Source organism: Devosia sp. (assembly GCF_036563435.1).
In the GTDB taxonomy this organism is placed as follows: domain Bacteria; phylum Pseudomonadota; class Alphaproteobacteria; order Rhizobiales; family Devosiaceae; genus Devosia.
In genome coordinates, this window is sequence record NZ_DATCMJ010000018.1 from 683958 (window position 1) to 709430 (window position 25473).

The following is a 25473-nucleotide window of genomic DNA, read 5'->3' on the forward strand; positions in this document are numbered from 1 at the left end:
CACTCAATCTACTCCAGATCCGGATTCAGTTCGGCTGCCACGCCCTTAAACTGCTCAAGCGCGGCCTCAAGGTTCTCCACGATTTCGGCGGCCAGAACATCTGGCTCTGGCAGGCTGTCTATATCTTCGAGGCTATCGTCCTTGAGCCAGGTGATATCGAGGTTGAGCTTGTCCCGCTGCGCGAGTTCCTCGTAGCTAAATCTACGGAAGCGCTCGCTCTCTTTGCGATCCCGATAGCAGGCAACGAAGTCATCTAGGTCTGACGTGGTAAGGCGCTTGGTCTTGAGCGTTTTGTGGACGTTAGTGCGGTAGTCGTAGACCCAGAGCTCTTTCGTCTGGACCTCTTTGGACGCCGGGCGTTTGTCGAAGAAGAGCACGTTCGCCTTGACGCCTGGGCTATACCAAATGCCTGTGGGCAGACGCAGCAGTGTGTGGAAGTTGAACCCCTCGAGCAGCCGCTTCCGGATCCCCTCGCCGGCCCTTCCAGCCTCGAAAAGGACGTTGTCCGGTAGCACGACGCCAGCCCGGCCGTTGGCCTCCAATATGGTCATGATGTGTTGCAGGAAGTTGAGCTGCTTGTTCGAGGTGGTGAACTTGAAATCCTCGCGCTCATAGTTCTCGCGCTCGGTTGTGACAGAGCCGTCTTCTCCGACGACCTTGTAGCTGGACTTCTTGCCGAAGGGCGGATTGGTCAGCACAACCTTGAAACGGTCGCCTCGATCACCTGCCAGCGCGTCGCCTTGCGCGACCGGGCTTCCGCCGTTGCCGATACCGTGCAGGTAGAGGTTCATCGCGCAGAGCCTCACCACCTCGTCGACGATGTCGATACCGGTGAAGGCCGTGTGACGCAGGGAACGAAGTTTTTCGCGGTCCTGCGACTGTGTCTTCATGTGATCAAAGGCCGAAAGCAGGAACCCGCCGGTGCCACAGGCCGGGTCGCAGACCGTCTCGCCGATCTTCGGATCGACGCATTTGACAATCGCGTCGATCACGGGACGCGGCGTGAAATACTGGCCAGCGCCTGATCTGACCTCGGAGGCATTGCGTTCGAGCAGGCCTTCGTAGATCTCGCCCTTAACATCGACCTTCATGCCCACCCAGGGGCCTTCCTTGTCGATCAGGCTCACGATGCGCTTGAGCTTGGCCGGATCCGAAAGCTTGTTCTGCGCCTTTCGGAAGATCGTGCCGATCAGGCCCTCTTCTTTGCCGAGAGCCTCAAGCGTGTGACGGTAGTGTAGCTCAAGGGCATCCCCGTCTTTGCTCGACAGGTGCGGCCAGCTCCATTTCGGCGGGATGGCCGAGGTCTCGCCCAGCAGCTCCTCGCGCTCCTGGTCCATCTTGAGGAAAAGCAAATAGGTGATCTGCTCGATATAGTCCCCATAGGAAACGCCTTGGTCGCGCAGAACGTGCGCGTAGTTCCACACCTTGGAGACGAGCTGTTCGTTGGTCATTTCGGTTGTGCTGCTTTCCAGAGTGCGTGCTGTGGCACGAGCTCCCACGCTGACGCAAAGCGACCAACGAGAAGGTCTTGGCGGGCCCTGATATCGTCCTGGGTCCAGGTTACGGCCTGGCGTGCTTCTTGTGTGATTGCGAAGGGCGAAGACTTGCCACTGACGAAATAGACGCTCTTCTTGCGCTCTAGGTCCCAGTTGCTCGCTGCAGGGTTCTTGCGCCGATCAAGAAGCACAAGGTTGCCCAGACGATGGAGCCAATGAGCGTGATGGGCACGGTCTGCAAACCAGGTGTCCCACTGTGATCCGACTGCAATGGTCTGCGGGCAGACATGCTCGACGGTGACCGTTGCGTGGTCATAGGTCGCCGAAGCGTCCGTCGATGCCTGGTCCAGCCGCAGAAGCAGTGGCTTGATCACTCGGGAGGCAAGATACACCGGCCCGTTCAGCGCATCGAACAGTGCATGCGCCTCCGTTTCGCTGATATCCATCCCAAGTGTTTTTGCCTTGACCCCATCCTTGGGCTCGAGGAGCTGAATGACGTCGGCGTAGCGCGTCATACGCGCATTGACGTCGGCCCGGGTTAAAAACAGGAAATAGGCAAGACGCTCAAGCTTGGCGACGAAGACAGGCACATCGACCGGCTTGCCCTTGGCCTTCTGATGAAGCGCCAGCAGGAGAGGCGGCAGCCAATCCTTATTGTCGAGACGGTTCAACGATCTTACCAGATCGGCAGTCTTGCCACCGAACTGGTAGCGGAGTTCTTTATCATCGGCCACAAGCAGAAACGCATCGGCGTAGGGCTCGAGCACGTCGTCGAGAAAGCTGACGGGTGCGGCCCTGAACGACGTCACAACTGCAGGAAACCCTACTTCCAAAGCGGAACGTGGCTTGTCACGTTCGAAGACCATGCGGATATGAACGAACAGCTCATTGAACCGCTCAACACCGAGTGCAAGCTCAATGTTCTCCCACCGCTCTGATAGCGTGGTTTCCCTGTCCTCGCCCGCCCGCTCCAGCAGATCGGCCTTCAGAATATCGGTGGCCGTGAGATCAAGGCCGCGGGCGTTGAGGACGGTAAAGATTCTTCGGGCTGCAGTGTCAGTCGGAACTTCCACGACGACCAGGTAGCAACTCTGCAGCAGAAATCCGATCAACTCCGTTCGACGAGCCTCGTCCATCTCGAGCAGCGCTCTGCGCATCAGCATCGCGTTTTCGACGATGCGAGCCTTGCTGCCAGTCAATCCTTCCACCGAGGGCAGATTGTCGGTGGCTGCATCGGACTGGACGTGTTTCTCGAAGAATGCCTGGTCCTGCTTGCGCAATTGCAGCCTAAGCTTTTCCTTGAGCCCAACATCGGGATCTGCAGCCTGCTTCACGTATTTCTCGCGGCGGGCGCGCGTCTTTGGATCTACCGTCAGATCGCGGAGGACGCTGAACAAAATGGTCAAGGTCGTCAGGCGCTGTTGACCGTCGACTACTTTCGCCTCGGCACTTCCGTGCTGCTTGACCAGAACGATGCTACCGAGGAAGTAGAAGCCGTCCAACGACGCGTGTGGACCCATCGCGTCGGAAATGTCCGACAGCAATTCCTCAACCTGCTGCCGCTCCCAAGAATATGGACGCTGATAGGCGGGGATGCTGAAGGAATAGTCCTCTGAGAAGACCTTCGATATCGTCTTGTGGGCCGCTTCAATGCGAAGGCCGGAAACAGCTTCATTCATGACATTATACCTTTGGGATCAGCTTGGCGAGCTGCTCGCTCTGCAGCGCCCTTGCTTCGACGTGTGAGTTTAGCTCCCGAAGCTGCCTTTATGCGGGTCAGGAGATCCGCTGCCGGCTCATCGTCGGGGTTTTGGGCGACGAGGCGGCCTGTGAAGGCGTCCTTGAGGATGGACTGACGCAGGGCGGTAGAGCGGGCGAGCTCGGATTGGCACATCAAGGTCGCGATTTGGATGTTGGCCAACGCCTCACCAACGCGTCTGGCGATCTCATTCTGCTCCTCGACCGGCGGAAGTGGAAAAGGCGCTGCCTTGATATCTGACCCAGCAATCCCTTTTTGCCCAGAGGTCGTCTTTGTGTTTGCCTCGATATGCCGCCTGGTCAGTCCAGAATTCCAGGCTAGCTCCAAATAGTCGAGGTTGGTCAATTCATTCGAGACAGGACGTGCCTTGATCAGCTTATCTGGATGAAGCGTCGGCGCGTCCGACCTGACCAAGCCGCATACGCCGACTAGATGGCCAGAGCCGTTGTAGCGGGTGAAGAGGAGGTCACCTCGCTGCACCCTGTAAGACGATAAGTCTTCCTTTGGCTCCGGCAGATAAAACCGTCGGTCGCCCATATCCACCTTCATCGGCCGAACCGCAGAAATCCTTAGTATGGGAAACGGAGTCTCATGGCCGGCCGGCTGGCGAGAGAGCCCATTCCCGAAAACCCCAACCACTTGTTCCACTGACGCCCAGGTCCATGTGTCAGGGAGCTCCGGATAGTCGGCGATATGTAAATCGGCAGGCTCCTTGTATTTGCCTCGCCCGTTGAACGTTTCCCTACGAGCTCGCAGGATGCGGGCGAGTAGGTCGCGACCGTGCTCCAGCCGATCGGCATTCTCGGCGCGCCAGTCGGCTGTGAGCTGCCCGTTGACGGCGGCCTTCAGGACAGACTGGCGATAGCGAGTAAGCTGCTTCTGAACCGCACACAGGGCCTCGTCACCCTTGTCCAATTGGGCAAACAGCACCTCTATCCTGTCAACTATGCGTCGCTGCTCGTTCAAGGGCGGAAGCGGCACTTCGATCGTTTCGTATTCGGTATAGTTTAGGTTCCGAAGATTGTTACTGCCGGCCTGATAATTGTTTATCGCCCCGCTAACGTAGAAAAATTTAAGGTAATTACTGAGGTAGGCTGATTCTACGCCATCCTTAACTTCGATCTTTCGAAAGAAGTTGGTGCAGATGCGCGGCGTGTCACCGTGATGAGCCATCGCCCGCTTATCAATCAGTTCGACGCGGCCTACTGGTTGGTCTGGACCTCCCCCGGATATCTCCAGGATCAAATCCCCTACTTTCAATTGCCTACTTTGGAGACTGGTCTTTTTGATTTTCCTCGGAGCCGCGCTAGCTCCTCGTTCTGACTTCCACTCACGTAGCTCCGTTCCACGGAAGCACAGAACATCAACGTAGTCAGGACTTTCAAAGTCGGGGGCCTTCCCCCAATCACCGCCAATCACGAAGGCAACAAGGTCCTTAAGTTGTGCGACCGCCCATCCCTCAGTCACGCGACCAGCGCCCCAAGCAGATCATCCAGCATCTCGTTCAATCTTGGCCCCAAAACTTTGCGCGCCTGCAGAATCCCGCCCTTGTCGGCGAGGCTCGGCACGTCCTGGAAATCGCGCGGCGCGATTTCGGCATTGGCGGCTATAAACGAGGCGATGGTCCGCAGCCAGCCCTCCTGCTCAGCCGAATAGTCCCGACCGGCTCGTTTTTCGCGACCCATCCACAGATTGAAGCGCTGTTCGACCACGGCAGCGAAGGGCTCAAGCGTCTCTGCCTGGCCCAGAGCAAAGCGAACCAGGCTCACGACCTCGGTCAATTGCTCGTCGACGGGGGCCCCACGAACCTTAGCGGCGTCGAGCCGCTTATAGGCCTGCCAGACGTTTGCAGTGGTCAGATAGAGAGGCGGATCGGTCAGGTGCTGCACCAGCTCCTTGATCGCGGCATAGGTGAGGCGCTGGCGACCCTGCGGCTGATTGTAGAGGATCTGCAGGGCCGTCAGCTCGTCGCGATTGTCTTCGATGAATTTCCTGAAGCTGGTGATCGTTTCCTCGGCGCGCTTCACATCGAAGGACGCCGACACGAGAGCGTCCGTCGTCACCTCATCGATAACGATGTCCGTCTTCTGCTTGATCTCCTTTAAAAGCAACCGCGCCGCAGGATTGTCGAACGGGCGGCAGGCAGCGTCCACCATGACTTCGATAACTTGCTTCTCATGTTCCTGGCTCGGCGCTGGACCATAGCGGGCCTCGATCTCCGCCTGCTGCTTGTCGACGTCGATCGCGTCCAGAAGACCGTTGGCCAGATCACGGAGGCTCTTCCCCGAGGTAACCTCGGCGATTCGAGCGCGATCCGCGTCATCGAGCTTGCGATCAAGAATGGCCAGACGACTGGCCAACGAAGACAGTGCATCCTCGTCGCGCCGCCCCATCGCGACCTGCTCGATCAGCGCATCGAAGCTGACTGACTTGTTGCGCTCCAGTGGTTGGCTCGCCGTCTTCTTGCTTTCGGAGACACCGACAGCGTCGATGAGTATGAACCGTGTCTTGGTCTTGGCGTCGGGCGTGACGGCCTGCAAATCGGCATCCGGAATCGTGCGAACGCCGCGTCCCTTCATCTGCTCGTAGTAACCTTCCGATTTCACATCGCGCATGAAGATCAGCACTTCGACGGGCTTGATGTCCGTGCCGGTGGCGATCATGTCGACGGTGACAGCAACGCGTGGAAACGGATCAACCCGAAAAGCCTTGATCAAGGACTTGGGGTCCTCGCCGGTGTTGCGGTAGGTGATCTTCTTGGCAAAGCTATTGCCTTCCTCGAACACTTCCCGAACGGCGTGGACGATCTCTTCGGCATGGTTGTCGTCTTTAGCGAAAATCAGCGTCTTGGGCAGCCATTCGCCTGTGCGATCAGGAAACAACTCGGTGAACACCCGGTCCTTGTAGGTCTGCAGCACGGTGCGTATCTGGTTCGGGTTCACGACCGATCGGTCGAGTTCCTTGGCGGTATATTCCAGATCAGCATCAAGCTGTTCGTATCGGACCTTGCGCGTGCGCTTGTCGCGCACAGGAACCTGGAAGCCGGCTTCGTCAGTCTCGACCCTGCCGCCGTTCGCAGTCACGTGAGTCCTGATCCGGTAGATCTCGTAACCGACATTCACCCCGTCCACGACTGAGCGCTCGTATGGGTATTCCGCGACCAGGTTCTGGTTGAAGAAGCCCAGCGTGTGCTTGGATGGCGTGGCAGTGAGCCCAATGATCGACGCGTCGAAATACTCGAGCACCTGGCGCCAGAGTCCATAGATCGACCGGTGGCACTCGTCGGTGACGACGAAGTCGAACGTCTCGATAGGCACGGCCGGGTTGTAGGCGAGAGGCACTTCTTCGTCGTCGGCCTGCCAACCCTCAAATGCCGAGCGGTCTTCTTCCTCGACGGAGAGCTCCTTGCCGCGCAGGACGGAATAGAGCCTCTGGATCGTCGTGATGACGACCTTGGCGTCGGGATCGATGCGCGCGCCGCTCAGGTGCTGCACAATGTAAGTGCCGGTGAAGCGGTTCGCTGTGCCTGGCGGCTGATAGGCCTGGAACTCCTTGAGCGTCTGATCTCCGAGATTGTTTCGGTCGACCAGGAAGAGGATGCGCTTGGCCCCAGCCTCCTTGATCAGCCGGTGTGAGAAGGAGCACGCCGTAAATGTCTTCCCGGCGCCCGTGGCGAGCTGAATGAGTGCCCGGGGCTTGTCAGCCGCCAACGAGCCCTCAAGGCCCTGTAGAGCGTCGCCTTGACAATCCCTCAGCCCGCGCACGTCGATAGGCGGCATGCGGCGCAAGCGGGCCCGAAGGGTGTCCGGCTGTTGTAGCCATTCCAGCAGAATTTCCGGCCGGTGAAAGGCGAACACGCGTCGCGACCTCGGAACAGGATCGCGCATGTTGCGGAAGAACGTCTCGTCGCCGGTGGTCTCATAGTCGAAGACCAGGCTTTCGTCCCAACTCGCCAGATGGGACGGAAGCTGGCCCATGTATTTCTCTGACTGCTCCGCTACACCGCTGAGTGTCACCCCGGACTTCTTCGCCTCGACGACGCCCGCTGCCTTGCCGGCGACGAAAAGCAGATAGTCGGCATGGCCACTAGGCAACGGGAACTCGCGGACGGCGACACCCAGTGAAGCATTGCGGTCAAGGTGCTCCCGATCCTGCAGAACCCACCCGGCATCGCGCAGAAGACGATCAATGCTCTCGCGAGCCGTTTGCTCCGGTGCAGCCAATAGTCTTCCCCTATCCTCCCGGCTGCGCTGGTGTCGTCGTGCCGGAGAGTTCACCCAGAGTGACGCTTCCCTATGTAGCTCCTTATTTAAAGAGGTTTTTCTATATTAGGGAAGCGTCACTGTAGCAGCGTTAGAGAACTGCTTCTGGCACGGAGGAGTCAGTGCCCGGCAAGGACGAAATCGCCTTGGCCGATCCTGCAGCGCCCGCCTTCTTTCGAGCCCGGAGGTCCCGCATCCTCTTATTGGCGGCCGCCCGCAGCTGCGTTTTCCTCGGCTCCTCGCGACCCGTCCGGCGGAGCACTTCGGTCTTTACAATGGTGGCGAACTTGCCGCAGGACTCCGCGACCGCACAATTCGTGCATTGCTCGTGGGTCGCATCCAACGTGTTGGGCAACCCGTGACACGCTGGCCAAAGCAGCGAGGGTCCGACCCAAGCTGAAGCGCCGGACGTGGCGCAGCTCGTGTCCACGATTTCCATCGCACTCGCAACTACATCCGCCGGGAAGATCGTCTCGAAGCAGTCCGGTGTCAGGATCGGATAAGAGTAACACCACGTCTCGATAAGACTGGCCAACGACGCGGAGCTTCGGCGGCAGTGCCCCAAGATCACATCGCGGGCGTGGTTCTGCTCAGGCGTTCCGACAAACGAACTTGCCAGGAGCTGCGGCACATCCGCCAGCGTCCGGTAAGCTAGGCCGACATGTTCGTCGCGGTATTTGTTGAACTCGGCAAGCCAGGCCTGTTCCGTCTTCTTATTGTAGCCCAGCTGGTTGATCTGCGGAACTTTTGCCCTGCCCCCCCCTGATCGCCGCGACCAGAACCAAAGCGAGAACCCAATGTATAGGTCATACGGAACCCCGCAAGCGTCTGCGGCCTGCCGTGCTGACCATGCTGCTGCCAGCTTGGCAGGATCCTTGATGAACTTTTCGAACGAAACCTTGGGCAGGCTATCTGCGAGCTCGACGTCCGTATGCTCTCGAACGTAGTCGATGCGCCGGGCCCGATACTCATCGTAGAAGAGACGCGTCGCGGCCAGCGGGGTGAGAAAGCGATATCCGACCCATTTGAGGGACTGCAGTTCGCGTTCCACTTCAAGTCGTCGGTGCTCCAGATTACCCGAGGCAAACACGGCGTCGTCGAAGCGCTCCTTCTTTTCAGAGGTGGGTGCAGGGTCCATGGGGCAGCTCCTGTAGAGAGTAATTGCTGTCTGATGTTTTCGTTATAGCTGCGGCGCGGACGAGGTGCCGACGAAGGTCTGGGTAGATGAGCGAGAGAAGCCCGTCGGGCGGGACACGAGACAACAAATATTACTTGGGGCGCCTCAAGCGTGAGGCGCCGGCACTCTTGGCGGACCTCGAATCCGGCAAGATCGCGTCTCCCGCTGAGGCGTTTCGAGTTGCCGGTCTGAAGCGCCCGCGGACGAGGCTGCAGGAACTGAAGAACAGCTGGAGCAAAGCATCAGTGGCCGAGCAGCGGGAGTTTTTAGGCTGGCTCAGGGCAACGATCCCGTCCCACACGCCGACGCCGGTCTCGCGTTCAGCTCCGGCAACGGCTGGAGTAGCGCTGAGCGATGCCATGAAGCGCGACATTCTTAGGATCATGGCCGGCCGCGCCATAACGTCAGGCCAGGTTATGAAAGAGATAGGGTTCAAGGCGCTGAACCCATCGCTGGGCCTGGCGCTTCACCGCGGAACGAAAATCGAGCCCAAGCTAGCAGCAGCGCTCAGTAAGTGGATCTTCGAAAACGTAGATTAATCTACGTCCAAGTCTGGTGACCAAGGAGGTCTTGCGGCATTTCGTGCGAGCCTTTCGGAGCATCGTCGCGGTCGTCATCCTCCTGTCACCTTGGTCGTTGCTGTTGGGTTCCCGGCTCCCAATACAGTCGTGTCCAACAACAGGCTCCCGCAAGGGGGGAGTCGTAGCGTTGCCGATCCCGACGCCCTCTGGATCACCGGCATTGTAGCCAAATTGCTGTTCTCCTTAGGCACGCATGATCCCCTGGGCGTCATGGTCGTGGAGGGAGCCGTCCCGGCAAATAGCTCCCGAGCTATTTCGGGACGTCGACAGGGTGAGGTGTGCAGTAAGGCACATCCAAGCAGCCCCGGTGACCAACAAGTAGTCGATCGCGCGCGAAAACAGGGGAGCCGTGTCAAGTCTTGTCAACCGGTGTCAACCGCGCCCATTGATTTCATTGATCTTTTTGAGCCGACTGGCTGGCACTGGATTGGCACTGTCAACCGGATTTACGCTTGAAAATGGCTACTTCCTACCCGAGACTTGACGTTTTCGGGCCTCCGGTTGACGCCATGCCAACTCTCCGGTTGACGTTTTAGGTCGTTGTCAACCGACGTCCCTGCTCGATCAGGCGTTATCGCCTGGTCATGGCCGCAGATCATGTCGTGGGCTCGTCGTTAGCCGCGACGCCGGCGAGCGTCGCCACATAGGAGGATAGGTGGACCGGCTATGGTGGACATCCGACCGTTCCCCATGAAGGATCTGGGGGAACCCTAGGACATCGACATGCTCGTGGGTATACGCCGGTCAGTCCCTGCCCAGGAAGTCAGCCAGTCCTAGTTCGACGGAAGACGCAGGCGGACCATCAGCTTCCCCGCATGATCCACGAGCTCGACAGTCGGCAAATGGCGCAAGAGGCTGCTCAGCGCGCGACGAATATAGATGCGGGGATCGAAGCCACGCGCCTTTTCCGCCAGGTGCGCGCCAAGGACGTTCAGCTCAACGGGTTCAGCGGCCCTGAAGAGCTCACTAAGGATGGGCAGCACCCCGGGCTCGGCGTCATTCGGCGAGAGGCTCCAGAGCGGCGCAGTCGAAGCGACAGGCCCAAGCTCATCGACCTGATGAAACGCGGTGCACGCCTCCGGAACGAGTCGGGCGTGGATCGGCTGCCGAACCAAATGACGTCTTTGCCCTCCTCGCGGATGCGGACCGCGAGCGGGGTGAAGTCGGTGTCGCTGGCGATCAGCACGAACGTTTGGAGACGACGGCTTATCAGCATCTCTGTCACATCAATCGTGAGAGCGATGTCGGTTGCGTTCTTCCCGGGAGCGACAGATGGCAGGTGGCGCGCCACCGCGCTGTGAGTGCGGACTACTCTGGTCCAAGGCAGCGCTTCGACCCGTGAAGTTTCCGTAAACCCGCAGGATGCATACGCGCCCAAGCCCCGGCAGATCCCGCAGCACCTTGCTCACATCAGCAGGCAAGATGCCGTCGCCGTCGACTAGGACAGCCAAGCGCGGCGATCGAGCCGTAGACCGGAGGACCCCTGGGTCGGTGCTCTCAGAGCCTGGCCTGAGACACTGCTAATCATCGTGTTCCTCCGTCCAAGTCGCCACGAGTTCCTTGACGGCGCGGATGCGTTCAATGGTGGGCATAGGCAGGCGCCCGCCAGGGGCGAGCGCTCTCAGCCATAGCTGCTGCGTCAGCCGTTCGCCTGGTCGCACGCGAGGCTGTGCGTCACGAAGGATGAGGTGCATCAGACTACTTCCCGAAAATGGACCGCAGACTGGAGCGGGCACGGGTAGTCAGTGTCGGATCGCTGTTGTCCGATGCATCCCGGAGCTCTTTGAGCCAGGCGATCTCATTGAGCGTCACGATGGTTCCGAAGATTTCGTCGAAGGTTCTCGCAGCAGTCACACCGACCCACTGCTCGACAGCGAGCTGCAGCAAGCGTCGAGGATCAACCTCAAGCGCTCTTGCGAGTGCCGGAACCCTGTCGATGGGCAGGCGAGCACTCCCGGACTTGATCATCGATATCATGTTGGGATTGACGAACCCGGCCCCTGCCGCGATCTCTGCCTGGGTCTTGTTGGACTTGAGTTCTAGGACGCGCGTTTCGATGAAGCGGGGAAGACGGGTGTCGCCGTAAGGTTTTCTGGTAGCCATCGTGTATAAGTAAGTTATTGAAGATACTTACTTTATAGAGAAACACGTAGCGGGAATGCGCGTTGGTCCCGAGCGGGAGAAAAAATACCGATCCTGCCTTGAATGGCTCCGTCCGGCAGCAAGCGGAAGATGACGCTAACGTTTGTCCGGCCCTAGGCCCGTGCTATTGGTTTGATCTGTTGAAGAGTCATCACTGGCCGCAGTTTGCCACCAACCTATTTGTGCAGCGCTATTAACGCCTGCTTCTTGGCCTTAAGCTTCGCCTTCTTCTGCTCGTATATATCAAGGAGCGCGTCTTCATAGACTTCCAGCAAGTCAAAGTAGTCACCCTCAGTAACCTCATCGCCATGGGTTCCCAGATTGCCGACCACCCTCAAGGCAGTCATAGACTCTGCACTGTCTGGATCATTCGTCGCCTGCTCGAACAGATCAATGCGGGCAAAAAGCGAGAGTCGCTGGAGTTTGCCCTTTTTGTCAGGAGCGGTTGCCGGGATGCCTCGTTCGTCCAGAACGCGCTCTAGGCTCGTCCGTAGCCTTGATGTCGACGATGAAAGGTCTGCCCAAAAGAGCTGGAACGCGAGCCTTAGCTCTTCCTGAACCGACTTCGGATATGCTTTCGAAATTGGAAAGAGCGGCGGCGCCGGAAACATGCTTCGTGGCCGCAGAAACGTCGAATATTCAGTTCCGATAGGATATCCATTGTGGTCGTAGTCGTCGACGGATTCGACGCCGGCTCGTCCGCTTACAGCGACGATCTCGCCACAAGCGATGTTGTCACATGTCAGCATAGTCGCGAACGACATCTCGACCCAGTCCGGCCCCCACTCCTCGTCCCCATGCTGACGAGACGAGTGCGCAGGCTCGGAAATCATCACGGGAGTTTCTCCGCGCAAGACGTGGCCTTTCCCACATCTTGGGCAGGGGTATTTCTCCCTGAAGTTTTCCCCAACGTAGCGAGACCAGCTGCTCTTATTGATAGGCATTTAGCTATAGCTCGCCTTCGCAGCTCCGCAACCAATCGCCGACAATCAATGTCCAGCTAACGCCCGCTAGTCAAGGTAGCCTTGGCTGTTGAGGACCGTCGCCCATCTAGCTTTATTTCCTACCAGCGCGCCGGAGCAGTGGTGAGATCGTCACGCTAACTTCCACCGACAGGCCACCGACAGTGTTAGCGGAACAAAAGCAGATTTCTGGTCTCCTTTTGCGAACAAAAAGACCGGTTTTCTGGGCTTTTCCTTAGCGGCACCTGCTTCGGGAGCAGGGGGTCGAGTGTTCGAATCACTCTACTCCGACCAATCAACCCCGGCGTCTCACGGCGTCGGGGTTTTTTTACATCTGACAAGGTTCCGACTGGTTCGCAAGGACTGAACATCAGAGCAGCCCCAGGCATATGCGAGGCACCACTTAGGCGTTTAGCTAGCTCCGGCGCGACTGCGGCATGGGCTTGAGAAGGGGCGCCTGATCGCGCCCCTTCACAATTTTTCCGAAAGATCAGTAAGGCGAGTCTGCGAAGTAGAACTGTTCGGCGTTTTCCTGCGTGATCAAGGGCGCGCCGAGGATATAGGAGCCAGTGACCGGGCCATTGGAGGTGAAGTGAGCAACCGTCACGTCCATGGCGGTCGCGATCTGTGCCGGCGGGTACAGCACGTCAACCGGCACGAGCGTGTCGCCGTCCATCACGCCTTTGATGATTTCCTTCATGCCGGCGCCGCCGACCACGAACATTTCGTCTTCACGGCCAGCCTGCTTGATGGCTTCGACCACACCGAGCGTGATGTCGTCGTCCTGGGCCCAGACGCCGTCGATATCGGGGAAGCGCGACAGGAAGTCCTGCATCACTTCGAAGCCGTCATCGCGGTTCCAGTTGGCAAATTCATCGTCGAGCACGTTGATGCCGCTGCCTTCCATGGCGCCCATGAACGCGTCGAAACGCTCAGTGTCGAGAACGGTCGGGATGCCGCGCAGGATGACGATGTTGTCGCCTTCCTTGAGGCGGCTCTTCATGTACTCAGCGGAGTTCACGCCCATTTCGGTGTTGTTGCCCGAAACATAGACGTCCTGGATCGAGGTATCGGTCAGGCCACGATCGACCACCGTGATGAAGGCACCTGTATCGGCAACGGCGCGGACCGGTTCGGTCAGCGGCTCGGATTCGAACGGCAGAACGACAAGTGCGTCGATCTGCTGAACGGATACGAGATCCTCAAGATCCGAGGCCTGGTCTTCCGGGCCATCGGCAGTCACGATGATCAGGTCGATGTTGGGGTGCTGCTCTTCCAGGCGCTTCTCGGCCTCCTGGGCATGCCAGTTGAGACCACCCATGAAGCCATGGGTCGCCGCTGGAATGGAAACGCCGATCTTGATCTGCTCGTCCTGCGCCACGGCTGCACCAGCCAGGGCAGAGGTTGCCAGCAGGCCCAATGCGATTGCCTTCAAAGACATATTCAAGTCCTCCCTACCAATGTTTGGCGCCTTGCGACGCCGGTGATCCCGCCCGTTAGGAGCGTGGAATTAGTCGGCCTTCTTCCGGCGCGTCTGCAGCGAGCCGCGCTGCAGGTAAACGGCTGCCACGATGATCACGCCCTGCACTGCCCCATTGAGGTAGTTGGAGATGATCTCGGTGAGATTGAGGATATTGCCGATGGACGTCAGGATCAGCGCGCCAATCACCGTGCCGCCGATACGGCCAAAGCCGCCCTTGAGCATGGTGCCGCCGATGATCACCGCGGCAATGGCTTCCAGTTCCCAAAGGACGCCGGTTGCCGCCGACGCCGAGCCCAGGCGCGGCACATAGATGATGGTCGCCAGCGAGACGCAAAGGCCCTGCAGGATATAGGTCCAGGTCTTGACGCGATCGACCTTGATGGCCGAGTAGCGCGCGACATGCTCGTTGGAGCCGATGGCCATGCAGTAGCGGCCAAAGGCGGTGCGGTTCATCAGTACCCAGCCGATGATGGCAACGAGCACAAAGACCCAAACCGGGTAGGGAATGCGCAGGAAGCTGTCATAGTAGACGGGGCGATAGATGTCGCGCGCGTCGCCAGCCAGCGACAGCGTGCCGCCATCGGCGAAGTAGGTGACCAGCGAACGATAGATGCCCATCGTGCCCAGTGTCACGATAAAGGCTTCGATCTTGGCCTTGGTGGTCAAAAACCCGTTGATGAAGCCGGCGCCCACGCCGAGGATAACCGAGCAGCCGATACCCAGCAGAACCGTCCAGATGGTGGCCCCCATGGAATCCACTGCCCAGTTCATCATGATAATCATGACGCCGGCGATGAATGCCGCCATGGAGCCAACCGACAGGTCGATGCCGCCGGCGGTGATGACGAATGTCGCTCCCACGGCAATGATGCCGATAAAGGCCGAGCGCGTCAGGATGTTGGTGACGTTACCCTCTGCCAGAAACAGCGGGTTGAGCGAATAGCCCAGGATCACCAGCAGGATCAGCGCCAGCAGCGGACCCGCAGTCTTGAGGTCGAGCCGGAACCCCTTGGCCGGCCGTGCTGCCTCATGCGCTGATACGCTCATTGTCCCCATCCCCTTTGATGCCTGCGGCGTACCGCATGATTTCTGCTTCCACGATCTCGCTGCCCTCGAGCGTGCCAGCTAGGCGCCCGTTGCGCATGACAAGGACGCGGTGGCTGAGCCCGATCACCTCCTGCATTTCCGAGGAAATGACGATGATCGACTTGCCCTCGGCGGCCAGCGCCGCAACGATGTGGTAGATCTGCTGCTTGGTGCCGACATCGATGCCGCGCGTCGGTTCGTCCATGATGATGATGTCGGGCTCGCTCTCCATGGTCTTGCCCAGCATCAGCTTTTGCTGGTTGCCGCCCGAAAGCTGCCCTACGCGGACGGAGGCGTCGCGCGCGCGAATGTCGAAGCGCCGCGTCGCCCGCTCCAGCGCGCGCTCCTCGCTCTTGCCATCGAGGAAGCCGCCGCGCAGATGTTTCTTGAGCGTCAGCAGCGTCAGGTTCGGCTGGAGGCCGACATTGAGGAGGAGCCCACGACCTTTGCGGTCCTTGGTCATATAGGCAAGGCCCGCATCGACCGACTTGCCGACGTCGGAGTAGTTCGCAGACTGACCGTTGAGACTGACCTCCCCAGCAGTTTTGTGCGTCAGTCCAACAATGGCTTCGGCCACTGCGGTTCGGCCAGAACCGATCAGCCCGGCGAATCCGAGGATTTCGCCACGGCGCAAGTCGAATGAGATGTCCGCAATACCTGGCGCCGATAGCCCGCGTACGCTGAGCACCACCTGCGCATCCACATCGGGCTCGTGCTTGGGCGGATAGAGGTTCGACAGTTCGCGCCCCACCATCATCTGCGCAATTGAGTCTGGCGTGAGGTTCTCTGTCCCGATCGTCGCGATCAGTTGCCCGTCGCGCAGCACGGTGACGCGCTGGGCCAGTTCCATGATCTCGTCGAGCTTGTGCGAGATGAAGATAACCGCAACGCCGCGCGCCGTGAGACGCCGGATCTGCTCGAACAGCGTCTGCGTCTCGCCAACCGAGAGCACAGCCGTCGGTTCGTCCATGATCAGCACCCGCGCATCCCGGCTGATGGCTTTGGCGATTTCGACCATCTGCTTGTCGGCAACCGAGAGTGTGTTGATACGAGCGTCCGGATCGACATGGACGTGCAGCGTATCGAGGATATCGGCAGCGCGGCGGCGCATCTCCTTGAGGTCGAGAAAGCCCCACTTCCGCAGTTCCCGACCAAGGAAGATGGAGTCGGCTACTGTCAAATGCTCGGCGAGGTTCAGTTCTTGGTGGATGAGCACGATGCCCATGGCTTCGGCTTCGCCATTGGGCGGGAGCACCACGGTCTTGCCATCATAGCTGATCGATCCAGAGGTCGGCTGTTCGATGCCCGAAAGGATCTTGATGAGGGTGGATTTACCGGCGCCATTTTCGCCGATGACGGCATGGACTTCGCCGGGCTTGATGTCAAAATCGACACTGAACAGCACCGGGATATCGCCAAACGATTTAGAGATCCTGCTGGCAGTCAGGATTGACGATGCGGCCGCGCCGTCGGCACTGCTCATTTGGAACCCCTCCCCTGAACGCGGCCATTGGCTGGCTCTTCGTTCCTGACCTTGATGTAAAGGTTTTCATCAATGATGTAAAGGTTTACACAAGTGCAAAACACGATAACCCTAGCAGGAGGGTCTGGCACCGGTTGCGGCTTCTGCTAAAGGCGGGAACACGCGGCGCCAGAGGGTGGGCGGGGCTCTTACGTGCAACAGCAGAAACTGGCGACCATCGAAGACGTCGCGGCCTTGGCCGGCGTATCTATTGCAACGGTCAGCCGCGCTATCAACGAGCCGACAAAGGTGGCCGACGAGACACGGCGCCGCGTCAACGAAGCCATTGCCCGCACCGGCTACACCACCAATGCCATGGCCCGTTCGCTGCGCATGCGCCGCAGCAACATGATCCTGATCCTGGCGCCCGATGTAGGCGACCCAAACTTCTCCAACATCCTTGTGGGTCTCGAGACCGAAGCCAGCAAGCGCGGCTATGGCGTCCTTATCGGCAATACGCAGAACGACGCGACGCGTGAGACCGACTACCTGCGCTTCATCAGTTCCAACCAGGCCGATGGCCTCATCCTTTTTACCGGTCACCTGCCCTATGGATTTGGCAAAGACACGGGAGAGGCGCGCCTCCCCCCAATGGTGGCGGTGAACGAACCTGTCACCGATAGCGACATTCCATTTGTGGGCGTCGACAATCTGGAAGGCTCGCGGGTTGCAACCGAACACCTGATATCCCAAGGCCATCGCCGTATCGCCTTCATCGGCCGCAAGCCCGGCCGGGAGATCAATCGGCTCCGCGAAGACGGCTACCGCGCCGCTTTGAGTGGCGCAAACATCGCCATTGATCCCCGGCTCATTATCGACGGCGATGGCACGACGGAAAGCGGCCGGGCCGCGGCCGAATTGATGTTTGTGCGAGACGCCCTGCCAACGGCGTTTCTGTGCGTCAACGATGCCACGGCACTGGGAGTGATCATCGCGCTCAACGCGCGGCGGTATGACCTGCCTCGACAATTTTCGGTTATGGGTTTTGATGACATCTCGTTTTCGAGCTTTGTGTCGCCCTCCCTGACGACAATGAAGCAGCCCCGCCATCGTATCGGCGAAGCCGCCATGGAATTGCTGCTCACGCTGCTTGCAGGCGAACAGCCGCAGTCGCGTGAAGTCTTGTTCCGTGCCGAACTCATCGTGCGCAATTCAGTGTCACCGCCGGGCATCTAGGTGTTTCTGGAAGAGTCGGTCCAAAACAGCTCCCGTTGCCTTACGTACCTCACGGTACTAGCATGAGCTACTCACCAAAGAAGTGAGCGGCCAAATGGCTGATCGAGGAGGAAGACATTCGTAGCGTAGAAATAGACGGTCCGCGCCAAGCGAAGGCGACGGAGCGAACCGAACCGCATGTCCATGACAATGTCGTCAAGGTACAGATCCTTGTTGCTCCCATGTGCACGGAATGGCAGGGCTGGCGGGCCGGTACTCATTCATGTGAACTCGGCCACGAAGCGGTCGGACTGGTTGTCGACGCGGCGCAGTCGACGCGGCTCAAGGCGGGTGACCGGGTGATCGTTATGCCGCATGCTGGCTGCGGCGCCTGCCCCGCCTGTGAGGCGGGCGAGCACATCCATTGCACCCAGCAACGGGACCTCTTGGCTGAGACGGGATCGAGCAGCGGCATTGGGACCTATTCCGATTATCTGCTGAAACCCGATTACCTGCTGCACAAGGTGCCCGACGACATTGAGACCGACCACGCGGCCATGGCTGTTTGCGCCCTGGGACCCAGCTTTACCGCCATGGAACGGATGGGGGTTGTGGCAGGGGAAACGGTCCTGGTCTCCGGTTGCGGCGCGGTTGGCCTCGGAGCCGTGATCAATGCGAGTACCATCGGTGCCAGGGTTATTGCCCTCGAGCTCCACCCCTATCGCGTCGAGTTGGCCCGCGCGCTCGGTGCGGAACATGTGCTTGATCCAAGAGCGCCCGATCTTCTTGAGCAGGTAGAGGCGCTGACAGGTGGCTATGGTGCCGATGCAGGGATCGAAACCAGCAACAATCCCCTGGCGCCGCCACGGGTCCTCGAACTGCTCCGCGCCCGCGGACGATTGTCCTTTGTCACCTGGTCGGGCGAGTTGCCGGTGAAACGCATCACCGGCAAGGGGCTGGACATCCATGGCTGCTGGCACTGGAACCACGATCGCTTCGGCGACGCAATGATGCAGCGCGTGCGCGATGCGCGGCCCCTGCTCGATCGGCTGACCACCCATCGCTTTGGGCTCGACGATGTCGAGAAGGCCTTCGCGCTCCAGGAAACCGGCGCATGCGGCAAGGTGCTGCTCTATCCGGCTGGCGTGCCGGAAGACAAGCGGCAGCGCCATTCCGCATTGGAGGAGGCACTATGACGCTGCGGATCGGCGGCTACGGCATCGATTATCAAGGCGATCCGGAAGCCTATGCACAGGCACATGTCGCGTTCGGCTACAATGCCGCCTACATGCCCAATATCAGCCTCGACAACAAGGACGAGGTGGCTGCTGTGGTCAAGGCGATGGCCGCAGCCGATGTGGTGATCGCTGAAGGCGGTGCCTGGCGCAACCTGATCGCCCATGACGAGACGGTGCGCAAAGCCAATCTCGACTACGCGGTTCACCAGCTGGCGCTGGCTGACGAGCTGGGCGCACGCGCCTGCGTTGCCTTCCATGGCACCGTGGGTCACTCAGGCGACCCATGGCAGCTGAGCGACAACTACGACTACGGACCGCATCCGGACAACCAAAGCGAGGCCGGTTTCCAGCGCGCCGTGGACACGGCCCGCTATGTCATCGATGCGGTGAAGCCAAAGCGCGCCAAGTTCTCGCTTGAAATGGTGCCGTGGCTTGTCACCGACACAGCCGAAAACTACCTCAAGCTGATCAAGGCGATCGATCGGCCGGGTTTCGGAGCCCACATCGACGCGGTGAACATGGTGATCTCGCCGCGCCTCTACTTCAACACCGGGCGCCTGATCCGCGACGCCTTCGCCCTTTTAGGCCCTTGGATCGTTTCATGCCACGCCAAGGACATCGTCATGCAGGGGGGCCCGGGCACGATCTCCTTCCACATGGACGAAGTTCCGCCCGGCGAAGGCAATCTCGACTACGCGACCTATCTCACCGAGCTTCACAAGCTCGGTCGCGACGTGCCGCTGATGCTCGAGCATTTCGATCTGCCCGGCTACCAACGCGGCTTGGCCCACATCAAGTCCGTGGCTCGCACCCTGAATCTGACTTGATCAGCTACGACGAGGGGAAGGTCTTTCCCCCAAAATCGCCGAGCAGGTGGTGGACGCGGCGTTGCCGGCCTTGGTCGCGGCGCGACATCACAGCCGGTGCGTCAGCGGCGACGTCAGACGGCCAGCTTCACGAGCACCTTGGTGAAGTCACCTGGGGCCTGATGCCATGCTTCAAGAGCCTGTGGCGCTTCGCTGATGCTCACCGTCTTGGTGACGACCAGATCGCCGGCGCCCGGATGCGCTCCCAGCCAGTCAACCACCGCCTCGAAGTCTTCCGGTAAAGCATTGCGCGAGCCGCGAATATCGATCTCTTTGGTCAGGAACATCTTGGTGTCGTAAGCGATCGGCGCCTTGGCATAGCCGACATAGACCACCCGTCCCGTCGGGGCGACAATGTCGACGGCCTGGAGAAAGGTCGCTTCCGCCCCCACTGCCTCGATCACCACGTCAGGGCCTTCCGGGACAATCGCCCGGACGCGCTGCGGCAAGTCAGCACCGCCTTCTAGCACATGCGAAGCACCGAGAGCCTTGGCAACGTCGAGTTTGGTAGGGCTCAGGTCCGCTGCGATGACAGTCGCTCCTGCCCTCAACGCACCCATGATGATACCGAGCCCGATCATGCCGCAGCCGAGCACGAGCACCGTTTCTGCCGCCGCAATACCGGCGCGGCGGACGGCGTGAAAGCCAACCGCACAAGGTTCGATCAGCGCGAGATCACGCAGCGGCATGCCATCGACCGGGAGCACTTTGCCTGCCGGAACGACGATCCTGCCGGTCATGGCGCCTTCGCGTTGCACACCCATGGTCTGGTTGGAGGAACAGGCATTAGGTCTTCCGCCGCGACACGCCTTGCAAGTGCCGCAGTTGAAATAGGGGATGACGGTGACCGGCTGCCCTACGCCGAGCCCCGTCACATCTGGACTTACCGCCGCAATGGTGCCGGCAATCTCGTGGCCGGGCACCCGTGGGTAGCTCACCAGCGGGTTAAGCCCGCGATAGGAGGTCAGGTCGGAGCCGCAATACCCGACATAAGCGATGTCGATGGCAACTTCGCCGGGCCCGGGCGCAGGCACATCGATGTCGGCAAGTTCGGCTACTCCCGGCCGGGTGATGCGTAGCGCCTGCATGGCCAAGCTCTTTCCGTTTCGTGCAAGAGAATTAGTCCCACGCCTTCATCATCGCGGCAGTGACAAAGTCGAGATGCGCCGCCATCGCATTGCGCGCGGCATCGGCATGGCCTGCGACGATGGCGTCGACCACCTTGCTGTGGTCGCTGAAAATGTGTTCGCGCACCCCGGCCATGGCGGCCAGATGCTCGTGAAAGCGCGTATCCACCACTTCGGACCGGGAGTTCCACAGGAGGTCCAGCATCTCGCGCAGCACAGAATTTCCCGAGGCATCGGCAATGGTCATGTGCATCATCCGGTCACTATCGGTGGACCAGACGTTTTGCGCCTTGTCCGCCGCCATGCGATCGATGCTGAGCGCAAGGCGGGTTTTGCCTTCGGCTGAAATGTTCTGGCTGGCGAGTGCTGCGGCATCGGGCTCGAGCATCCGGCGCACCCGCATGATCTCGATCGGTGAATGATCCTGGTCCGGCAGGGCCGCCCCGCCTTTGCTCTGGTCACGAACAAATGCCCCGACGCCCACTCGCACCTCGATAAATCCCGCCACTTCAAGCGCAATCAGCGCCTCACGCACAGTAGGCCGGGACACGTTGAGACTCAGCGCCAGATCCCGTTCGGAGGGCAACTGCTGGCCCGCTTCTACGGCGCCGGCAAGAATCTGTTCGCGGATCTGGTCCGCGATCTGGATGTAAAGTTTTCGGTTGGAAACGGCCTGAAGTTTCATTGCTCCCCCGAGAGCGGCACCGCCGTCTCAAGCCAAACCATAGCGCGAACCAGCACATTGGTCTACTGGTAAGACCACTTGACAGCCTGACTGATTTCCACTTGACTTGCCGGACGCCGCGACTTGCCCGCACCAGATGGGCAGCTTGGCGGAGGGAGAGCTTCGATGACAGGTCAGGGACGTCCTATGTCCGCGCATGGCGGTGCCCAGCCGCTGGTCGCGATGACCGAGATCGACAAGTCCTTTCCTGGCGTCCGCGCCCTCTCCAAGGCGCGCTTCGAGCTGATGCCCGGCGAAGTCCACGCCCTTATGGGGGAGAACGGCGCCGGCAAGTCGACGCTGATGAAGATCCTTTCGGGCGTCTATAGCCGCGACGCCGGCACGGTTCTGCTGAATGGGCAGCCGGTCGAGATCACCTCGCCGCGCCAGGCGCAGGACCTCGGCATCGGCATCATCCACCAGGAACTGGCGCTGATGCGGGACCTGACCGCCGCACAGAACATATTTATCGGCCGCGAACCGCGCCGCTTCGGCATCCTGGACGAAGGCCAGCTCAATCGCGACGCCGCCGCCATTTTTGCCTCGATGAACCTCAAGCTCGAGCCCACGGTTCGGGTCGAAACGCTGACCATCGCCAAGCAGCAGATGGTGGAAATCGCCAAGGCGCTGTCCTACCGCTCGCGCGTCCTCATCATGGACGAGCCGACGGCAGCGCTTAATGATGCCGAGATTGCCGAACTCTTTGCCATCATCAACCGGCTCAAGGCCGAAGGTGTCGGCATCGTCTACATCTCCCACAAGATGGACGAGATCAAGCGCATCTCCGACCGCGTCACCATTATGCGCGACGGCGAATATGTGGGCACCGTGCCGGGCGCCGATACGCCGATCGAAACCATCATCTCGATGATGGTCGGCCGCACCCTGTCCAATGATGCGCTGGTCATCCCCAATACCACCAACGAGCCGGTGGCACTGGAAGTACGTAGCCTCAATCGCGGTCGCGAAATCCGCGACGTCAGTTTTTCGGTGCGCAAGGGCGAAATCCTGGGCTTTGCCGGCCTCATGGGCGCTGGCCGCACCGAGGTGGCCCGCGCCATCTTCGGTGCAGACCGGCGCGAAAGCGGCGAAATCTGGGTCCACGGCAAGCGTGTCGGCATCTCTTCGCCCAAGGACGCCGTCGCCGCAGGCATCGGTTACCTTTCCGAGGACCGCAAGCATTTCGGCCTCGCCACCGGCCTCGACGTTCGCAACAATGTGGCGCTGGCCAGCCTCGAGCGCTTCACCGGCCCCTTTGGCGTGCTCGACGAAGCCGGCATGCAGCGCGAGGCAATGAGCTATATCCGCCAGCTCTCGATCAAGACGCCCAGCGACACGCAGGAAGCGCGGCTCCTCTCCGGCGGCAACCAGCAGAAGGTGGTCATCGCCAAGTGGCTCCTGCGCGATTGCGATATCCTGATCTTTGACGAGCCGACCCGCGGCATCGATGTCGGCGCCAAGTCGGAAATCTATAAGCTGCTCAACGCCCTTGCCGCGCAGGGCAAGGCCATCATCGTCATCTCGTCCGAACTTCCCGAAGTGCTCCGCCTGTCGCACCGCATTGCAGTGATGTGCGAAGGCCGCCTGACCGGCATCCTGCCCGGCGGCGCCAGCCAGGAAGAAATCATGAGCCTTGCCACAATGCGCGAACCGGCCACGGCGGTGCGCCATGCCAGCTAATCTCCGCGCACTCCTTGCCGCCGTCCGCCTTTCGGGAGCAACAGCATGACCGACACCACCGCCCCCGCCATCAAGACCGGCCCGCGCATCTCCGGCGCCTTTCATCGGCTCCTCGCCTTTTCCGGCCTCATTGCGCTGGTGGTCGGCTTTTCGATCGCCTCGCCCAACTTCATGCAGACGCAGAATATCCTTGCGATCCTGCAGGCGACATCGGTCAATGGCGTGCTTGCCATCGCCGCCACGCTGGTCATCATCACCGGCGGCATCGACCTTTCGGTCGGCACGCTGATGACCTTTTGCGCCGTCATAACCGGCGTTATTCTAACCTATTGGGGCCTGCCGCTGCCGCTGGGCATAATCGGCGCAATCCTTGCCGGCGCGGCCAGCGGCCTCGTTTCAGGCACCGTCATCGCCAAGCTCAAGGTGCCGCCCTTCATCGCGACCCTGGGCATGATGCTGATCCTTAAGGGCCTGTCGCTGGTGATCTCGGGCACCAAGCCCATCTATTTCAACGACACGCCTGGCTTCAACCAGATCGCCCTTGGCTCGGTGGTCGGCTCCATCTTCCCAGGCGTGCCACTGCCCAATGGCGTTCTCGTCCTTTTCGCCGTGGCGCTGGTCGCCGCCTTCGTGCTCTCTAAGACCGCACTTGGCCGCTACACCTTTGCCCTGGGCAGCAATGAGGAGGCCGTGCGTCTTTCCGGCGTCAACATCGATCGCTGGAAGATCGCGGTCTACTCGGTCACCGGCGCCATCTGCGGCGTTGCGGGCCTCCTGATTGCCAGCCGCCTCAACTCGGCCCAGCCGGCGCTTGGCCAGGGCTACGAGCTCGACGCCATCGCCGCCGTGGTCATCGGCGGCACCTCGCTTTCGGGCGGCCGCGGCACCGTGCTCGGCACGCTGATCGGCGCGCTGATCATTTCGGTGCTGGCCAATGGCCTGCGCATCCTATCGGTGGCCCAGGAATGGCAGACGGTGGTGACCGGCTGCATCATCATCCTGGCCGTCTATGCCGACATACTGCGGCGCCGCGCACTTTAGGCGCCGATCACCAACAGCGCACACGGCGCCAACAAGAACAAGAAATGCCAAACGACTTCAACGCAGCATCTGGGAGGAAAACCATGCTCACTCGCCGCACCCTGCTCGGCGCCATCAGCGCCGTGGCCATGCTGGCCGCCGCTAACGGCCCGGCTTTCGCGCAGGACAGTTACGACATCGCTCTTATCTCCAAGGGCTTCCAGCACCAGTTCTGGCAGGCCGTGAAGGCCGGTGCCGATAAGGCAGCCGCCGAGTTTGGCGCCAATGTCACCTTCGAAGGTCCGGAAACGGAATCGCAGGTCGATCGCCAGCTCGACATGCTCGCTGCCGCCCTGTCGCGCCAGCCGGACGCGATCGGCCTTGCCGCCCTCGACAGCCAGGCAGCAACGCCGCTCCTTGAACAGGCCAAGGGCGCCAATATCCCGATCATCGCCTTTGACTCCGGCGTCGACAGCGATATTCCGCTCACCACCGCCACCACCGATAACGTCGCGGCTGCCGCCCTGGCCGCCGACAAAATGGCCGAACTCATCGGCGGCGAAGGCAAGGTCGCCGTGGTTGCCCATGACCAGACCAGCCGCACCGGCATCGACCGCGTCGAAGGCTTCACCAATCGTATCGAAGAAGCCTATCCCGATATCGAAGTGGTCTCGGTACAGTATGGCGGCGGAGACCAGCTGCAGTCGACCGAAATCACCAAGTCGATCCTTCTCGCCAACCCAGATCTCAAGGGCATCTTCGGCGCCAATGAAGGCTCCGTGCTCGGCGTCGCCAATGGTAAGCAGGAGCTGGGCAGCAACATCGTCGTTATCGGCTATGACTCCGGCGCCGCCCAGAAGGCCTTCATCGAAAGCGGCGTGATCACCGGCTCCATCACCCAGAACCCGGTCGGCATCGGCTACGAAACCGTTAAGGCCGCCATCAGCGCGCTCAAGGGCGAGACGCTGCCGCCGGTCATCGACACAGGCTTCTTCTACTACGACAAATCCAACATGGCTGACGAAGAAATCGCAGCCGTGCTCTACGACTAAAAACCACGATGCCGGGCAGCGGCGTTCGCTGCCCGGCCTTCCACTAGGATCACCAAGACCAGGCGCAACCGATTTTCCGTCTGCGCCTGCCCCACTGCTCTATCCGGCCGGCGCCACAGCCAAAACGACCTCCTCCTCTGT

General features: G+C 60.3%; 21 protein-coding genes. 7 read left to right on the plus strand and 14 right to left on the minus strand.

From position 1 onward, the window contains the following. Positions 1–8 precede the first annotated feature (8 nt). From VIL88_RS15680 to VIL88_RS15700, 5 genes are all read right to left on the minus strand, one after another. On the minus strand, positions 9–1451 hold the full coding sequence (locus VIL88_RS15680) for a class I SAM-dependent DNA methyltransferase (RefSeq protein WP_331990498.1): 1443 nt from the start codon (positions 1449–1451) through the stop codon (positions 9–11). Further along, entirely contained in the window at positions 1448–3175 is a 1728-nt protein-coding gene (locus VIL88_RS15685; protein ID WP_331990500.1) for a DUF262 domain-containing HNH endonuclease family protein, read from the minus strand. Before VIL88_RS15685 ends, VIL88_RS15680 begins: the two co-directional genes overlap by 4 nt. Next, positions 3172–4722: a restriction endonuclease subunit S gene (locus tag VIL88_RS15690; RefSeq protein ID WP_331990502.1), complete on the minus strand. Its 1551-nt coding sequence runs from the start codon at positions 4720–4722 to the stop codon at positions 3172–3174. The genes VIL88_RS15685 and VIL88_RS15690 overlap by 4 nt, the downstream gene beginning before the upstream one ends. Continuing rightward, a complete protein-coding gene (locus VIL88_RS15695; protein WP_331990504.1) occupies positions 4719–7532 on the minus strand; it encodes a DEAD/DEAH box helicase family protein in 2814 nt (937 codons plus the stop codon). Before VIL88_RS15695 ends, VIL88_RS15690 begins: the two co-directional genes overlap by 4 nt. A 76-nt stretch (positions 7533–7608) precedes the next feature. After that, positions 7609–8655: a hypothetical protein gene (locus VIL88_RS15700; protein WP_331990506.1), complete on the minus strand. Its 1047-nt coding sequence runs from the start codon at positions 8653–8655 to the stop codon at positions 7609–7611. 167 nt (positions 8656–8822) lie between these two features. On the opposite strand from VIL88_RS15700, the gene VIL88_RS15705 reads away from it, so the two are divergent. Further along, a complete protein-coding gene (locus VIL88_RS15705; RefSeq protein ID WP_331990508.1) occupies positions 8823–9233 on the plus strand; it encodes a hypothetical protein in 411 nt (136 codons plus the stop codon). A 973-nt stretch (positions 9234–10206) separates the two neighbouring features. Here VIL88_RS15705 and VIL88_RS18130 read toward each other — a convergent pair. The 7 genes from VIL88_RS18130 to VIL88_RS15740 all read right to left on the minus strand — a co-directional run bounded on the left by VIL88_RS18130 (position 10207) and on the right by VIL88_RS15740 (position 16431). Further along, positions 10207–10566 carry an NYN domain-containing protein gene (locus VIL88_RS18130; RefSeq protein ID WP_414650147.1) on the minus strand — a complete coding sequence of 120 codons (360 nt, stop codon included), beginning with the start codon at positions 10564–10566 and terminating at the stop codon, positions 10207–10209. Between the two features lie 229 nt (positions 10567–10795). Then, complete coding sequence (locus VIL88_RS15715; RefSeq protein ID WP_331990510.1) at positions 10796–10969, minus strand: hypothetical protein; 174 nt, start codon at positions 10967–10969, stop codon at positions 10796–10798. Positions 10970–10973: 4 nt separating this feature from the next. Beyond that, a complete protein-coding gene (locus VIL88_RS15720; protein WP_331990511.1) occupies positions 10974–11378 on the minus strand; it encodes a helix-turn-helix transcriptional regulator in 405 nt (134 codons plus the stop codon). Between the two features lie 215 nt (positions 11379–11593). Then, positions 11594–12250 (minus strand): DUF4145 domain-containing protein, encoded by a 657-nt coding sequence (locus VIL88_RS15725; RefSeq protein ID WP_331990717.1) that lies wholly within the window; start codon positions 12248–12250, stop codon positions 11594–11596. A 619-nt stretch (positions 12251–12869) separates the two neighbouring features. After that, a complete protein-coding gene (locus tag VIL88_RS15730; protein WP_331990512.1) occupies positions 12870–13820 on the minus strand; it encodes a substrate-binding domain-containing protein in 951 nt (316 codons plus the stop codon). 69 nt (positions 13821–13889) lie between these two features. Beyond that, complete coding sequence (locus tag VIL88_RS15735) at positions 13890–14909, minus strand: ABC transporter permease (RefSeq protein WP_331990514.1); 1020 nt, start codon at positions 14907–14909, stop codon at positions 13890–13892. Then, on the minus strand, positions 14890–16431 hold the full coding sequence (locus VIL88_RS15740; protein ID WP_331990517.1) for a sugar ABC transporter ATP-binding protein: 1542 nt from the start codon (positions 16429–16431) through the stop codon (positions 14890–14892). The genes VIL88_RS15735 and VIL88_RS15740 overlap by 20 nt, the downstream gene beginning before the upstream one ends. Positions 16432–16623: 192 nt before the next feature. On the opposite strand from VIL88_RS15740, the gene VIL88_RS15745 reads away from it, so the two are divergent. From VIL88_RS15745 to VIL88_RS15755, 3 genes are all read left to right on the plus strand, one after another. Continuing rightward, complete coding sequence (locus VIL88_RS15745) at positions 16624–17646, plus strand: LacI family DNA-binding transcriptional regulator (protein ID WP_331990519.1); 1023 nt, start codon at positions 16624–16626, stop codon at positions 17644–17646. A 221-nt stretch (positions 17647–17867) separates the two neighbouring features. Further along, the gene (locus tag VIL88_RS15750; RefSeq protein WP_331990521.1) at positions 17868–18821 is read left to right on the plus strand and encodes a zinc-binding dehydrogenase; all 954 of its coding nucleotides are present in this window, start codon (positions 17868–17870) and stop codon (positions 18819–18821) included. Continuing rightward, on the plus strand, positions 18818–19690 hold the full coding sequence (locus VIL88_RS15755; RefSeq protein ID WP_331990523.1) for a sugar phosphate isomerase/epimerase: 873 nt from the start codon (positions 18818–18820) through the stop codon (positions 19688–19690). Before VIL88_RS15750 ends, VIL88_RS15755 begins: the two co-directional genes overlap by 4 nt. A gap of 113 nt (positions 19691–19803) precedes the next feature. On the opposite strand, the gene VIL88_RS15760 is transcribed toward VIL88_RS15755, so the two are convergent. Further along, positions 19804–20817, minus strand: a complete 1014-nt coding sequence (locus tag VIL88_RS15760) for a zinc-binding alcohol dehydrogenase family protein (RefSeq protein ID WP_331990525.1) — start codon at positions 20815–20817, stop codon at positions 19804–19806. Positions 20818–20848: 31 nt separating this feature from the next. Continuing rightward, a complete protein-coding gene (locus VIL88_RS15765) occupies positions 20849–21541 on the minus strand; it encodes a FadR/GntR family transcriptional regulator (RefSeq protein WP_331990527.1) in 693 nt (230 codons plus the stop codon). Positions 21542–21706: 165 nt separating this feature from the next. Here VIL88_RS15765 and VIL88_RS15770 point away from each other — a divergent pair, with 165 nt between their 5' ends. From VIL88_RS15770 to VIL88_RS15780, 3 genes are all read left to right on the plus strand, one after another. After that, a complete protein-coding gene (locus VIL88_RS15770) occupies positions 21707–23260 on the plus strand; it encodes a sugar ABC transporter ATP-binding protein (RefSeq protein WP_331990529.1) in 1554 nt (517 codons plus the stop codon). Positions 23261–23305: 45 nt separating this feature from the next. Beyond that, entirely contained in the window at positions 23306–24301 is a 996-nt protein-coding gene (locus VIL88_RS15775) for an ABC transporter permease (protein WP_331990531.1), read from the plus strand. Between the two features lie 83 nt (positions 24302–24384). Continuing rightward, entirely contained in the window at positions 24385–25332 is a 948-nt protein-coding gene (locus VIL88_RS15780; RefSeq protein ID WP_331990533.1) for an ABC transporter substrate-binding protein, read from the plus strand. Positions 25333–25473: the final 141 nt, after the last annotated feature.

Coding starts and splice junctions, on each gene's coding strand:
- VIL88_RS15755 (WP_331990523.1), top strand. CDS start 18,818: ATGACGCTGCGGATCGGCGGCTACGGCATCGATTATCAAGGCGATCCG.
- VIL88_RS15765 (WP_331990527.1), bottom strand. CDS start 21,541: ATGAAACTTCAGGCCGTTTCCAACCGAAAACTTTACATCCAGATCGCG.
- VIL88_RS15730 (WP_331990512.1), bottom strand. CDS start 13,820: ATGTCTTTGAAGGCAATCGCATTGGGCCTGCTGGCAACCTCTGCCCTG.
- VIL88_RS15750 (WP_331990521.1), top strand. CDS start 17,868: ATGTGCACGGAATGGCAGGGCTGGCGGGCCGGTACTCATTCATGTGAA.
- VIL88_RS15715 (WP_331990510.1), bottom strand. CDS start 10,969: ATGCACCTCATCCTTCGTGACGCACAGCCTCGCGTGCGACCAGGCGAA.
- VIL88_RS15780 (WP_331990533.1), top strand. CDS start 24,385: ATGCTCACTCGCCGCACCCTGCTCGGCGCCATCAGCGCCGTGGCCATG.
- VIL88_RS15700 (WP_331990506.1), bottom strand. CDS start 8,655: ATGGACCCTGCACCCACCTCTGAAAAGAAGGAGCGCTTCGACGACGCC.
- VIL88_RS15720 (WP_331990511.1), bottom strand. CDS start 11,378: ATGGCTACCAGAAAACCTTACGGCGACACCCGTCTTCCCCGCTTCATC.
- VIL88_RS15770 (WP_331990529.1), top strand. CDS start 21,707: ATGACAGGTCAGGGACGTCCTATGTCCGCGCATGGCGGTGCCCAGCCG.
- VIL88_RS15685 (WP_331990500.1), bottom strand. CDS start 3,175: ATGAATGAAGCTGTTTCCGGCCTTCGCATTGAAGCGGCCCACAAGACG.
- VIL88_RS15680 (WP_331990498.1), bottom strand. CDS start 1,451: ATGACCAACGAACAGCTCGTCTCCAAGGTGTGGAACTACGCGCACGTT.
- VIL88_RS15740 (WP_331990517.1), bottom strand. CDS start 16,431: ATGAGCAGTGCCGACGGCGCGGCCGCATCGTCAATCCTGACTGCCAGC.
- VIL88_RS15725 (WP_331990717.1), bottom strand. CDS start 12,250: ATGATTTCCGAGCCTGCGCACTCGTCTCGTCAGCATGGGGACGAGGAG.
- VIL88_RS15735 (WP_331990514.1), bottom strand. CDS start 14,909: ATGAGCGTATCAGCGCATGAGGCAGCACGGCCGGCCAAGGGGTTCCGG.
- VIL88_RS15775 (WP_331990531.1), top strand. CDS start 23,306: ATGACCGACACCACCGCCCCCGCCATCAAGACCGGCCCGCGCATCTCC.
- VIL88_RS15760 (WP_331990525.1), bottom strand. CDS start 20,817: ATGCAGGCGCTACGCATCACCCGGCCGGGAGTAGCCGAACTTGCCGAC.